Source organism: Ignavibacteriales bacterium, from assembly GCA_020635255.1.
In the GTDB taxonomy this organism is placed as follows: domain Bacteria; phylum Bacteroidota; class Ignavibacteria; order Tepidaquicellales; family Tepidaquicellaceae; genus JAEYVS01.
Map to the genome: position 1 here is coordinate 1,218,040 of JACKAC010000001.1, position 13,304 is coordinate 1,231,343.

The 13,304-nt window shown below is 35.8% G+C and carries 11 protein-coding genes; 6 read left to right on the top strand and 5 right to left on the bottom strand.

Translation table 11 applies throughout. The features are described 5' to 3' along the window. The first annotated feature begins 30 nt into the window (after nt 1-30). Nucleotides 31-1,410 carry a sigma-54-dependent Fis family transcriptional regulator gene (locus tag H6614_05480; protein ID MCB9243104.1) on the top strand — a complete coding sequence of 460 codons (1,380 nt, stop codon included), beginning with the start codon at nt 31-33 and terminating at the stop codon, nt 1,408-1,410. On the opposite strand, the gene H6614_05485 is transcribed toward H6614_05480, so the two are convergent. Continuing rightward, entirely contained in the window at nt 1,411-2,691 is a 1,281-nt protein-coding gene (locus H6614_05485) for a T9SS type A sorting domain-containing protein (protein ID MCB9243105.1), read from the bottom strand. It abuts the gene before it with no gap. Nucleotides 2,692-2,791: 100 nt separating this feature from the next. Between H6614_05485 and H6614_05490 the strand changes: the two genes are divergently transcribed. Continuing rightward, on the top strand, nt 2,792-4,258 hold the full coding sequence (locus H6614_05490; GenBank protein ID MCB9243106.1) for a hypothetical protein: 1,467 nt from the start codon (nt 2,792-2,794) through the stop codon (nt 4,256-4,258). 167 nt (nt 4,259-4,425) lie between these two features. Here the strand turns inward: H6614_05490 and H6614_05495 are convergent, their stop codons facing one another. Continuing rightward, complete coding sequence (locus H6614_05495; GenBank protein MCB9243107.1) at nt 4,426-4,842, bottom strand: leucine-rich repeat domain-containing protein; 417 nt, start codon at nt 4,840-4,842, stop codon at nt 4,426-4,428. A gap of 275 nt (nt 4,843-5,117) precedes the next feature. On the opposite strand from H6614_05495, the gene H6614_05500 reads away from it, so the two are divergent. Beyond that, nucleotides 5,118-6,599 carry a hypothetical protein gene (locus H6614_05500; protein ID MCB9243108.1) on the top strand — a complete coding sequence of 494 codons (1,482 nt, stop codon included), beginning with the start codon at nt 5,118-5,120 and terminating at the stop codon, nt 6,597-6,599. A gap of 5 nt (nt 6,600-6,604) precedes the next feature. Here the strand turns inward: H6614_05500 and rlmB are convergent, their stop codons facing one another. Beyond that, nucleotides 6,605-7,357, bottom strand: coding sequence for a 23S rRNA (guanosine(2251)-2'-O)-methyltransferase RlmB (rlmB, locus tag H6614_05505; GenBank protein MCB9243109.1), 753 nt, complete (start codon nt 7,355-7,357; stop codon nt 6,605-6,607). A gap of 86 nt (nt 7,358-7,443) precedes the next feature. On the opposite strand from rlmB, the gene aspA reads away from it, so the two are divergent. The 3 genes from aspA to H6614_05520 all read left to right on the top strand — a co-directional run bounded on the left by aspA (nt 7,444) and on the right by H6614_05520 (nt 11,820). Then, on the top strand, nt 7,444-8,856 hold the full coding sequence (aspA, locus tag H6614_05510; GenBank protein MCB9243110.1) for an aspartate ammonia-lyase: 1,413 nt from the start codon (nt 7,444-7,446) through the stop codon (nt 8,854-8,856). 65 nt (nt 8,857-8,921) lie between these two features. After that, on the top strand, nt 8,922-9,581 hold the full coding sequence (gene rsmI / locus H6614_05515; protein ID MCB9243111.1) for a 16S rRNA (cytidine(1402)-2'-O)-methyltransferase: 660 nt from the start codon (nt 8,922-8,924) through the stop codon (nt 9,579-9,581). Between the two features lie 307 nt (nt 9,582-9,888). Then, nucleotides 9,889-11,820: a glutamate--tRNA ligase gene (locus tag H6614_05520; GenBank protein MCB9243112.1), complete on the top strand. Its 1,932-nt coding sequence runs from the start codon at nt 9,889-9,891 to the stop codon at nt 11,818-11,820. Nucleotides 11,821-12,029: 209 nt separating this feature from the next. Here H6614_05520 and H6614_05525 read toward each other — a convergent pair whose 3' ends face one another. Together H6614_05525 and sppA are read right to left on the bottom strand one after the other, a co-directional pair. After that, a complete protein-coding gene (locus H6614_05525; GenBank protein ID MCB9243113.1) occupies nt 12,030-12,314 on the bottom strand; it encodes an integration host factor subunit beta in 285 nt (94 codons plus the stop codon). A 10-nt stretch (nt 12,315-12,324) separates the two neighbouring features. Continuing rightward, nucleotides 12,325-13,302 carry a signal peptide peptidase SppA gene (gene sppA / locus H6614_05530; protein ID MCB9243114.1) on the bottom strand — a complete coding sequence of 326 codons (978 nt, stop codon included), beginning with the start codon at nt 13,300-13,302 and terminating at the stop codon, nt 12,325-12,327. Nucleotides 13,303-13,304: the final 2 nt, after the last annotated feature.

A 13,304-nucleotide genomic window follows, 5' to 3' on the forward strand; every position in this document is an offset into this window, starting at 1 on the left:
AAAAATGTTTAGTCGTATTATATTACAGGTATGAGTAAAATTTCAGGAAAACCAGACAGAATATTAATTGTGGATGATGAGCAGAGTATTATTGATACTCTAAAGCTTATTTTGAGCCATGAGAATTATATTGTTGATGGATGCCTGGATGGAGCCTCAGCTTTAAAGAAAGTTCAAGATGAGAAGTTTGATCTTATACTTCTAGATATAAAAATGCCCAGAATGGATGGAATGGAAGTCCTGGACAGATTAATGGAGATGAGCAGAGATTTTGTGGTTATAATGATATCGGGGCATGGAAATATCGAAACCGCAGTTGAAGCAACTAAAAAGGGTGCTTATAACTTCCTTCAAAAACCTCTTCCTGATCTTCATGAGCTAAAGATAATTATTAAGAATGCGATAGATTTTAAGAAGTCTAGAGACCAGTTAAGTGAACTTCGTAAGGAATTAATTGAATCCAACAAGATAGTCGGTAACAGCCCGGAAATCGAAAGTGTATTAGAGCTTATAAATAAATTTGCTAACCTTAATTCAAATGTTCTTATAACCGGGGAGAGCGGAACAGGCAAAAAACTTGTTGCAAAACAGATACATCTTCTCTCATCACGAGCAAAAGAACCCTTCATCAGTATTAGCTGTGCTTCACTTAACGAATCAAACATCGACGGGGAGCTTTTTGGTAAGACCGAGGATGGTGGGCAAGTAGTATCACCCGGAAAACTAGAAGAAGTGAACGGTGGAACGGTATTCTTTGACGAGATAACCCATCTCTCTCTTGATTCGCAGGCAAAAATCCTAAAGGTTATAGAGGAGAATAAATTCTCACGACCGGGTTTTGAGAAGGAAGTTGAGCTGGATGTAAGGTTCATATTTTCCTCTAATAAAGATCTTATTACAGAAATAGAAGAAGGTAGATTTCGGGAAGATCTTTTTCATAGGATTCATGTCTTGATCATCGATGTGCCTCCGCTACGTGAAAGGACGGGGGATATAGAGCAACTAATAGATTACTTTACGGAAAGGATATGTTCGGCGAATAATATTCCGGTTAAGAAGTTTACAACTCAAGCGGTGGCACTATTGAAGACATTCCGCTGGCCCGGTAATGTAAGGGAACTCCGAAATCTTATCGAGAGACTGATATTTACTGTTAACAAGGACAGTATAGACGCGGACGACATTGAGATGCCCGGATCAAAGCACTCTAAAGTATTAACAGATCTGATCAACAGGAATATGTCATTGAATGATTTTCAAAATGAATCAGAGAAGCTCTTTCTGATGAAAATGCTGAATGATTACGATTATAATGTTACGCAGACGGCTGAAGCTCTTCAGATACAGCGCAGTCACCTGTATAAGCTTATGAATAAATACGACATACCTCTACCAAGCAAAGTAAAGTAATTATTTAATTACTATCATCTTTTTTGTTTCCGTAAATGTATTATTCTCGCCGTTAAAATCTAATCTATAGAAATACGTACCGGAGGACTGAGATTCAGCATTAAATAGTGTTTTGTAGTTACCTACATTCATATCTCCATTCACAAGGGTAGATACTCTTCGGCCGTATATATCAAATACTTCTAATGTAATATGACCTCTTTCCGGTATTGAAAACTCTATATTAGTAACCGGATTAAAGGGATTAGGATAGTTTTGTTCTAATTTGAATTTACTTGCTATGGAATTAGTTTGTATAACCGAAGTGGCTGTACCGTTTCTGTAAACTCCACTGCTTCCGGTACCGGCAAAGACAAAATTACTTTCGGAGCCTGTAATTGAATAAACTGTCTGACCTGATGGAATTCCTGTCTCGAATAGCGACCAATTATTGCCGCCATTGGTAGACCTATATAAATTACCCGAATTACTAACGTAAATATTATCTTCATTATCAATGTGAAGATCTTCAACAGTACTTTCGCCTACACCTAACGGGATCCAGCTCGAACCATTATCAGTAGATTTCCAGACCGAATTCCCGGAGGCATTGCTGGTTCCAATATATAAAACTCCTTCGGAATTTTTATCCATGTCTGCTACATAGGGAGTGAAGGAAGTTATGCTCCAGTTGACGCCGTTATTTGTCGATACGATCACGCCTCCAAGTGAAGTTCCTCCGTATATACGCCCATCATCAGCTAAAACCATTGCATTTAAAAAGCCGGCACCAAGCAACGTGACGATATTCCATGTTGCACCGCCGTCGGTTGATCTTACAATCCGGGCTGCAATATCACCAATAGTGGGTCCTATAGTAAATGACATGCCTGCAAGGTAGTTCATGCTGTCAATAAAAACAATGTCACCACCTAGAGCGAAATTATTCGGACGGCTCTCGTTATAAACTTCAGTCCAGTTATCTCCTGAATCGGTCGATCGATATAGTCTGATTGATGAAGTAGAATTGGCTAAAGCATAGAATATACCATTCGGCGCGCAAATTAGTTTATATACACGGGGAGTACTAACCATGTAAGAAGTAGTATTCCAGTTTACACCGTTGTTAGTTGTTTTGTAAATCCCAACAGCCCAACTGGAGGCGACAACATTTCCATTACCGTCATCTGCCATCGAATAGATATAATCGGTTGGCGAAGAGAGTGGAGCAGTTTGAGTCCATACCTGGGCTACCAATCCCGCAGGAAGTATAATTAAAAATAGGATAATTAACTTTTTCATATAATTAGTTTTAGGTTATTATCCCATAACCACTTCCAAATTAACCTAAAAAGCCTAGTTTTACAAAGAATTATAATTATAAATGTATCACAGTAATAAAATGAAAACTACAAAAATCGTTATTATAGAAAGAAAATTAAATATATATAATGTAAATTGTATCATGAATAATACTGAATTGATATTACTATTAAAATCATTTAATCGGACAGAAATAACCCGATTAGGTGAATTTGTAAAGTCGGAGTATTTTAACAAGCTTAAAAATCTTGTTAAGCTATATGACATATTGTATAAACATTTCCCAGATTTTAATATAGAAAAGGAAGATATTTTTAATGAGGTATTTACAGGTGAAGAATTCGATGATGCAAGATTGAGGGTGCTTTTTTCACGCATGTTGTCAATAAGCAAAACATTCTTAGGTTATGAATTATATAAAGGTGATCGTTTGGGAGTTTTATTAAACGAGAGCAGGGCGATGTACCGGAAGGGACAGTTAAAATCGTTTAGGAAAAGTATCAAAGATACCGATAGAACACTTAATGAACAGGAAGTAAAAGATGAAACAGGTTTATATAAAATGTACGAGCTTACTTTACTTAAAAACTCTGTGAAAGGAAATTATGGCTTAACAGAAGAAGATCTACGAGAAGAAGAAAATTTATTATTACTTAATTCCATTTTATCCTTACTTAGGACATATATTACTTTAATGAACCGAGCTTCGGTATTGGAATTCAAGGATAAGACCGACAGGATAGAAATAATTGAACCCCTTATAAGTGAATTTGAATCACATCCTCTCGTAAAGGTATATTATAGTATTTACAAACTTCTCAAATACCCGGAGAAGGAGGAATTGTTTTCAAATTGCCTTAGATTGCTCAATGAAAGTGACAGGTATTTTAAATCGGAAGATGTTTTCGATCTTTATGTGACACTTCTGAATTATTGTGTTCTTAAAACAGGGAATATTTTATTTCGGAAGTACAAATTGACAATTTATAAAACTATGATCGAAAGGGGTTATTTACCAAGAGAGGGGATGGAGTTTCCATATGTTTATTTTAATAACATAGTTAATTCGGCTATAGAATCAGAGGAGTTCGACTGGGGGTGGGAATTCCTGGAGAGTAACAAAGGATTCCTTGAGCCTGGAATGAAGGATAATATTATTTCACTGTGTGAAGCAAAATTGTATTACGGGGCAAAAAAGTATGATGAAGCTCTTAATTGCCTGGCAAAAGTAAGTAATCCTGAAACAGATGATGTATTCTATAAACTTGCAATAAGGGATCTGCAAATAAAAATACTTTTTGATATGGGGCACTATGAGAGTATTTATTCTGCAATAGACAGCTATGTACACTATCTGAATAGGAGCAGGATACTGAATTCTTCCTCAAAGGAAAACTACAGACTTTATTTAAAATATCTTAAAAGACTTATCGATATAATTACGGGAAATAAAAATGATGTGGGGGATTTCAGAATTGATCTGGAGCAGGAACGGGAATTTATTTTTAAAAACTGGATAAAAGAAAAAGCAGGTAAATTGGCTTAAACGTTTATGTTTTTCTCCCCGGTATATCTCCAAAGAAATATGTCTGCTGAGACCTAAATACCAAGGGGTAATTAATTTATGCAAAAGCGCTTCTTTCATCAGAAAGAAGCGCCGGAGTATCAATGTTATAAATGGGCAATAAATAACATTGAAGAGAACAAAAAAATTTATTTTAAAATTATCCTGGCTCTGGTGAGCTTTTTTAATTGGGAAATATTCCAATGCCAGTCATCATAATCGAGATAAAGTTCTTTTAAAAATTTTAATTTATTTAGCTCTTCAGGTAAATAATAAATATCGTTTCCAGTAAGGTCTAATACCCTAAGATTATTTAGGTTTTCAATTTTAGAGGAAACTTCGGTTATGGAATTATTACTTAAATTCAGATAGTATAAGTTTTTATTGGTGTATATATAATCAGGGATTTCTGTAAGGTTTTTCCTGCTTAAGTCAACCTCCGTAGAGTTGGATATCAATTCGATTAGGGATGTATCTGAACCGGCTGTTTTATCGGATTGAGAGTATAAAGTTACTTTGAATATTATTAAAAATATAAAAACCAGAGTATATTTTATTGATTTCATAATTTTAAATATAATTTTATATTGAGTTGAGAATTAAATTATGGAGCAACCATCCGGCATACCGGCGATGCCTTTAAAGCTTCTATGAATGCACTCATAAAAGCTGGATGATTACTCACATTTTCTTGAGCTGTGTAAAAGTAGAAAGAAATATTCCACAGGTCAAAGAAACTTTTAGCCGGATTTCATCTTATAACCTTCCGGAGAAAAACATTTTTAGTTGAATTTCAAACAATTTTGAGGCTTCCTAGCTAAAAACCTTCATTTATACACCAATGAAAAAAAGTTCTGTTTTAAAAATTCTCAGATCTTTTTCCAAGAATGAGATGGAAGAATTCAGGGATTTTTTAATCTCACCCTTTCACAACAAAAAATCTATGGTAGTAAGGTTGTTCGATGTGATACGGAAAAAGGGACCGGAGTTTATCGATGATTCACTTGAAAAAGAAATGATCTGGGAAAAGATCTACCCCGGTAAACCATATAACTACGGGGTAATGAAAAATTTAATCCACGATCTTACAAAACTTGCAGAAAATTTCATAAGCTATCTTAAATATGAAGAATCACCGGGTTTTCACAGAAATATGTTAGAGAGTCTTCATGAAAGAAATGTTACTGAAATATTTATAAATAAACTGATAAAATTTAAAAAGCATATCGAAAAATCAAATCTTAATGAGTTTTCGAAATTGGAAAATCTAACATTCTATTATGAACTTCGTTCCTATTGCACTAAATTTCCCATGGATGATTCATATAATATTGCCAATGAGTTAAAAACCAAAGAGAAATTTTCTTCGTTAAATATGATGAACGCGTTTTTACCTTGGTATCTACAAAGCGCGAATGTTGTTACCAATTATGATATTAGTGTTTATAAAGATCTATTGGATTTCTTATATAATAATTTTCGTGAAAACGAAAGTTCTGATATTATAAAGTTGTATTCTCTTTTTCTTGTGAGTATCGAAGACATTAATGATACGAGCAAATTTGATGAATTACGGATGGAGTTTAAAAACAGGAAAGATGCTCTTCACCATAAGGATAAATTCCGAATATATGAACTGGTTTCATTATTGTATGAAATGAATTTTCGAAACGGTGTAAGAAGTTATGATGTAGAGTATCTTAATCACTGGTTTGAAGTTGTTGATAAACAGGTATATACAATTAGTCCGAAAGGATATTTAGATCTTATAACTTTTAGAAATGTTCTTATACTGTGTAGGAGAACTGAATCTACAGATATAATGGAGAAGTTTATAGAAATAGGAATAGAAAAAGTAAATCCGGCTGTAAAAGATACTTTGTATAACTATTCCTGCGCAGTATTGTACTATGAAAAAGACGAATACGAAAAGGTTCTCGAATATGAAAAAAGGACCGTCTTTAGCGGATTACTGAATTCAGACAAAGAGAATCTTTATTTTAAGATGGATCTAAAGACCATAACTTTAAAGAGTTCGTACGAGCTTGAGTTGTTTGAGGAAGTGTTTTCTCAAATCGATTCTTTTAAACATTTTCTCCGAAACACTGTATTAATACCCGCAAATTTTAAAGAGTTAAGGTATGATTTTTTAAAATGTCTTAATGAGCTTACGAAACTCAGGATAAGCTATAATGAATATGCTCTAAGAAGTCTAAGTACAAGGGTAGAAAGTACACGTGATGGCTGGCTTATCAAAAAAGTAAATGATTATTTAAGTCAATATTCAGGGCAACAAAACACTGAAGAACTTCAAAGCTCATAGACTTATCACATATTTTTCTGTCTGAATATTTCATATAGAAACACTCCTGCTGATACGGAAGCATTGAGCGAATCTAGTTTGCCTGCCATAGGTATGCGTAATAAAAGATCACAATTTTTACGGATGAGGTCTCGCATACCCGTTCCTTCACTTCCGATAACCAGCCCAAGCGGCATTTTGAGGTCGGTTTCGAAGATGGTTTTATCAGCCTTGAGATCTGTTCCGGCTATCCAGTATCCATTCTTCTTCAGGTATTCGATACTATGGGCAAGGTTCGTTTCCTTTGCTATCTGGATATGATTTACTGCCCCGGAAGAGGATTTGAAAACAGTATGGTTAACTTCTGCTGAGTTGTGGCGGGGTATTACGATTCCATCAGCGCCCAGACATACGGCAGAACGTATGATCGCACCCATATTATGAGGGTCGGTTATTTCATCCATTAAAACTATTACCGGATTAATAATCCCATGGTCTTTTATACCGTCAATAATTTCTTTTAACGGGGTATATTCGAAGTCTTTGATAAATCCGATAACTCCCTGCGAAATTCCTTCTTTTTTGTTGTTCCTATTAAAAAATTTCTCGAACCCAAAACGGTTAAGCATCATTAGATTAATACCATTCTCCTCTGCCAGTTTAACTATCTTTTTAAGTTTTGGCTCGGGTTTTAGTGTCTTTAAGAGAACTATCTTGTTAAGCTCTTTTGGAGTCGTCACAAGGATCTCATATACAGGATTTTTACCGATTACTATCATTTCTGGGAATTATTAGTATAATTCTTAATTAAATTAATATAATTATATTTGTTATTTAATTTAATTAACAAAATTTAGCTCAATAATTGGATAATAACACTGAGTCATACAGAGTAGAGCATGATTTTCTTGGTGAAGCAAATATTCCCGATAGTGCATATTATGGAATCCAAAGCCTTCGCGGCAGGGATAATTTCGAGATCACCGGAAGGAAATTAAGTGAATTCCCGCTATTTATAATTGCTCTTGCATATACCAAAAAGGCTGCCGCAATGGCAAATACAATTCTTGGTGTACTGGATAAAGAGCGAAGTGACGCAATAGTAAAGGCATGTGATGATATTATTTCAGGAAAATATCATGATCAATTTATTGTTGATATGATGCAGGGTGGTGCAGGAACATCGACAAATATGAACGCGAACGAGGTCATTGCAAATATTGCGCTTGAATATGCTGGAAGAAAGAAAGGTGACTATGAATACATACATCCAAACAATCACGTAAACCTTTCGCAATCTACTAATGATGTTTACCCGACTTCGATCAGGATAGCAACCTACTTTATGACAGAAGAATTGCTGAAATCTATACAGAGGTTTATAGATGCTCTCAAAGGAAAAGAAAATGAATTCGATGACGTTCTGAAAATGGGAAGGACACAGCTCCAGGACGCTGTACCAATGACGTTAGGGCAGGAATTTGGTGCATACGCCGTGACGATAGGCGAAGATATGGACAGGATAACATATGTAATGAGGCTGATAAGCGAGATAAATATGGGCGCTACTGCTATAGGTACACAGATCAATACACCTGATACTTATTCGGAGGTTGTTTCAGAGATACTCAGGAATGAGACTAAACTTCCCCTGGTCGCAGCGGAGAATCTGGTTGAAGCGACACAAGATACAGGAGTTTTTATTCATATAAGTGGAGTTTTTAAAAGATATGCCGTAAAGATATCTAAAATATGTAATGACCTGCGATTATTGTCATCGGGACCCAGAGCCGGTTTGAATGAAATCAATCTGCCGCCGATGCAGCCCGGATCATCAATCATGCCGGGTAAAGTAAACCCTGTTATACCGGAAGTGGTTAATCAGGTAGCATTCCAGGTAATAGGAAACGATCTTACTATTACAATGGCGTGCGAAGCGGGACAGCTGGAACTCAATGTCATGGAGCCGGTGATAGCGTTTAGGCTGTTTGATACAATATCGATATTAAAAAATGCGACAGATACACTTACCGAGAAATGCATAAAAGGCATTACTGCAAATCGTGATGTTTGTATGGGTTATGTTGAGAATAGTATTGGATTATGTACGGTTCTTGTTCCAATAATAGGCTATGAGGCATCATCGTCAATTGCAAAAGAAGCTTTAAAAACAAATAATTCCGTTTATAACCTTGTTCTCGAAAAAGGTTTACTTTCAAAGGAACAACTCGACGTTGTTCTTAAGCCTGAAAATATGACCGGTCCCGGAAAGAAATAATGTTTGAGGATAGAGGTAATATCGATGGATATATAAATGAGAAATTCCCGTCGCTTAATATCGGCATGGGATGCCTCTATGTAGTCGCTACACCGATAGGGAACCTGGATGATATTTCATTCAGAGCATTATATGTTCTTAAAAATGTCGATCTGATAGCTTCAGAAGATACTAGGGTAACCGGAATTCTTTTGAAGGAATATGGAATAGACACGAAACAGATCAGTTATTTCTCACAGGTCGAGAGCAGAAAGCTTGACGACATCATTGAAAGGTTAAAAGAGGGGAAAGCTATTGCTCTTGTAAGCGATGCCGGAACACCATGTATCTCCGATCCTGGCAGTCAGCTTGTTTCCAGGTGTATTGACGAAGGTATAGAAGTAAGAAGTATTCCCGGAGCGAGTTCAATAACAGCCTCCTTGGTATATTCCGGTTTCGATTACGGACGATTTTATTTCCAGGGGTTTCTTCCACAAAAAAAAGGAAGGCAAAGTACTCTTGAGGAGCTAAAAGATGTGAAAATGCCGGTCGTTGTTCTTGAATCTAAATATAAGCTGGTTAAAACACTTGAGGATGTGATGAAGTTTGTGGGAAACAGGGAAGTTTCTATATCCAGAGAATTAACTAAGAAGTTCGAGGAGATAACCAGAGGAAGAGTAAAAGATGTTTTAAAAGAAAGGAACCAGATCAAATTAAAAGGTGAATTTGTAATAATTGTAAAGTAAATTCGAATCATTGTGATTGATTCAAGAATAGAAAAGGTAAAGGAGTATAAAAGTATATTATTAGAGACAAGGAAGAAATTTATTGTCTTAAATTATGATGGTCATTTATATGTATTGCTGAATAGACAAGCTGAACCAAAGGATCATTGTTTGTGTATTGGGGAGCTAATTGATAATCTTAACTCAGAAATTGAGAATGGAGATTCTTTACCTCAAATTGATCCTTTTGCAATCTTTCAGGAAGAAAATACATGCAAGTCGTGTAGGAAAATAGTATATACAACAAATTTTAAAATACAAGAGGTTAATGGGTGAAAAAAGTAATATAAGAGTACGTTTTGCACCGTCGCCTACAGGATACCTGCATTTAGGATCCTTAAGGACTGCTTTATTTAATTTTCTGTATGCCCGTCATACAGGCGGGAAGTTCATACTTCGAGTAGAAGATACAGACCAAACACGTTATGTAGAGGGAGCAGTTGAAAATCTTATTAAAACAATGAATAGCCTTGGCTTAGATTACGATGAAGGTCCGGTAAAAGGAGGTGATTTTGGTCCGTATTATCAATCGGAGAGGCTTGATATTTATAAAAAGTATGCTTTTGAGTTAGTAGAGAAAGGTTATGCTTACTATGCCTTTGAGACTTCAGAAGAACTCGAAGAAATGCGTAAGATGGCAAAGCTAGAAGGTAGAATGACTTCGTATGACAGAAGAGGAAGAAATTTAACAGAGGATGAAGTAAAGGCGAACCTTGAGAAAGAATTACCATATGTTATAAGGCTAAAGGTACCTCTTAATGAAGAGGTGAAATTCGATGATATTGTTAAAGGAACGATCAAGATCGAAACAAACATGGTCGATGACCAGGTACTTCTTAAATCAGATGGTTTTCCTACGTACCATCTCGCAAACGTCGTGGATGATCATCTAATGGGAATAACTCATATTATACGCGGTGAAGAATGGATCACGTCCGTACCAAAGCATATAATACTTTATAAAGCATTTGGCTGGGATGTCCCTGAGATGGTTCACTGTCCTCTTATACTTAATCCAGACAAGACAAAGCTCAGTAAGAGACAGGGTGATGTTGCTGTAGAGGATTATCTGCAAAAGGGATATTTACCCGAAGCCTTGGTTAACTTTATGGCTCTTCTAGGTTGGCATCCGGGAGAAGGGGAATCTGATGAGCTATTTACAATGGATCAGTTAGTAGAGAAGTTTACTCTTGAAAGGATACAGACATCCGGAGCAGTATTCAGTGTTGAAAAACTTAACTGGATGAATAACCATTACATAAAAGAATATGACCTGGATAAACTGACCGATCTGGCAATGCCTTTCTTTAAACATGAACATGTCGATACCAACGACAGGGAAAGAATAAAAGAGGTACTCGATACGATTAGAGTATATTTAAATAAGCTTGATGAAATCCCGGAGCATATTGGAATGTTCTATAATGATGAAATAAAGGTAGGCGGACACCAGGAAGATATACTGAAGGAAGATACGAGTAAAACGGTTTTCCAAGAACTGGCAAAAAAGGTAGAAGCAATGGATACAATTGAACCTGATGCATTCAAAGAAAAGATGAAAGAGGTACAAGCTGAAACAGGTATAAAAGGTAAGCAATTATTCAAACCCATAAGGATAGCGTTAACAGGAAGTGAGGACGGTCCCGAACTACCAAAGATCGCACAAATACTAGGGAAAGAGAAGGTAGTCAGGTTTTTAAAAAGATGGGTGAAATTAACAGAATCAGAAGATGTTATAGAGCCTGAAGGGAAATCAGAGGAATCCAAAGAGATACAAGAAAAGCCTTCGTCAAGTTTCGGTTATATTACCGCGCTTGCTCAAATAAATGTAAAAATTGAATCTAATCCAGAGGATTCTCTTTTGTACTTACAAAGAGCAACAATTTATTTTACTCAAAAAAAATATGAAGAAGCGAATCAAGATGTTAAAAGATCAATTGAATTAAAGCCTGACCTTTATGAAGGCTATTTTATCCGTGGGACAATCAATTTGTTAAAAAATAACCTTAATATTGCAAAAAAGGATTTTAAAAAAGCGTATGAGTTATCTAAAGACGAGGTGATAAAATCATTTATTGAAGAGAATTTTCCAAAAATTTTACAAAATGAAAAAGATTTTGAGTTAGATTGGGAAAGTAGGAAAATTGAAATAGACCTAAATTATTTTTTGACTTTCTTAAATACTCATTGGGAGAAATAAAAAACCCGTCATTCGACGGGTTTCAATGATAAAATAAACTCTATGAGATTTAGCAGTAATTTAAGCTTATCTTATTTTCTTTTTGTGTCTGTTCTTTCTGAGTCTTTTCTTTCTTTTGTGAGTAGCCATCTTGGCTCTCTTTCTCTTTTTACCACAAGGCATTAATTAATTCTCCTAATTAGGTTATTGATTATTTTTATTCTAAAATTTTATTGTAAACTATCCTGTACTACTTTTTTAAATTCTTTTGAAACCTTAAACATTGGAATAAATCTTTTTCCGAGCTGGATCTTTTCGCCGGTCTTTGGATTCCTGGCTATTCTTGGTTCCTTTATATTATTTTTGAATGTACCGAAGCCTCTTATCTCTATTGTTTCATTTTCTTTAAGGGCTTCTATCACACAAGATATAAACCCTTCAACTACTATTTCGGTTTCCTTTTTGCTTAATCCGGTTGCTTCCGAAATTTTAGCGGCGATTTGAGCTCTGGTCATTTTACTAAGTTTATTTTACAAATTTATATTGTAATAGGGGAGCATCTATATACTCCTCTTTGACTTCCTGCTTAATATCATCAAATTCAGAATGGGTAAGTCCCTCGATTACGTATGTAAAGAATCCTTTCCTTCTTCTTTCTCTAACTAAAGGGGGATCGCCTTCAATACCCACAAGGTCAGCCGCATACTTAACAGCATCATCAAATGTACCCAGTTTATCCACTAACCCCAGTTCAAGTGCTTGTGAGCCAGTGAAAACCCTTCCATTTGCTATCTCTTTTAGCCTTTCCCTGTCGATATGTCTTTCTGTTGCAACAACATCGAAAAACTGCTGAAATGAGTTATTTATAATATCCTGAAAATAAAGACTGTCCTTTTCTGTTAAGACCTTAAATGGATTCCCAGCATCTTTTAATTCGCCGCTCTTTATAGTTGTTTCCTTAATACCGATCTTCTCAGCTAATTCCTTAAAGCTCATCAGGTTGATTATTACGCCAATGCTTCCGGTCAATGTACCAGGATTTGCAAATATATAGCTGCTTCCACAAGCAGAATAATATCCACCGCTAGCGGCAATCGATCCCATTGATACGATTACGGGCTTACCGCCGTCACGTGTTCTTCTTATTATTTCATACATCTCCTGCGAAGCGGCTACACCGCCTCCCGGTGAATTTATCCTGAGAATGATCGCTTTTACTCTATCGTCTTTTGCATACTTTTTGAATTGTCTTACTATAGACTCTGAGGAGATGATAGTAAAATCAAGATCAACAACAGCAATCCTTTCCGAACCACTACCTCCGGTTGTTTCGTAGTAATAATCACCGGTATCCATATTGGTTACGGCCGAAGAGAATACCAAGAATGATCCAGCGACCATAAGAAGTCCGATGAAAATTAAAACCAGTACAATACCAAAGAACCACTTCCATCCGGAGGATTCTTTTTTAACGTAAACGGTATTTGTGGAGGTGTTATTCAAGT

Excerpts from the sequence above, each read along its gene's own strand:
- H6614_05500 (MCB9243108.1), top strand. The coding sequence starts at position 5,118 with ATGAAAAAAAGTTCTGTTTTAAAAATTCTCAGATCTTTTTCCAAGAAT.
- H6614_05520 (MCB9243112.1), top strand. The coding sequence starts at position 9,889 with ATGGGTGAAAAAAGTAATATAAGAGTACGTTTTGCACCGTCGCCTACA.
- H6614_05485 (MCB9243105.1), bottom strand. The coding sequence starts at position 2,691 with ATGAAAAAGTTAATTATCCTATTTTTAATTATACTTCCTGCGGGATTG.
- H6614_05495 (MCB9243107.1), bottom strand. The coding sequence starts at position 4,842 with ATGAAATCAATAAAATATACTCTGGTTTTTATATTTTTAATAATATTC.
- H6614_05490 (MCB9243106.1), top strand. The coding sequence starts at position 2,792 with ATGAAAACTACAAAAATCGTTATTATAGAAAGAAAATTAAATATATAT.
- rlmB (MCB9243109.1), bottom strand. The coding sequence starts at position 7,357 with ATGATAGTAATCGGTAAAAATCCTGTATATGAGATCCTTGTGACGACT.
- rsmI (MCB9243111.1), top strand. The coding sequence starts at position 8,922 with ATGGGATGCCTCTATGTAGTCGCTACACCGATAGGGAACCTGGATGAT.
- H6614_05480 (MCB9243104.1), top strand. The coding sequence starts at position 31 with ATGAGTAAAATTTCAGGAAAACCAGACAGAATATTAATTGTGGATGAT.
- H6614_05525 (MCB9243113.1), bottom strand. The coding sequence starts at position 12,314 with ATGACCAGAGCTCAAATCGCCGCTAAAATTTCGGAAGCAACCGGATTA.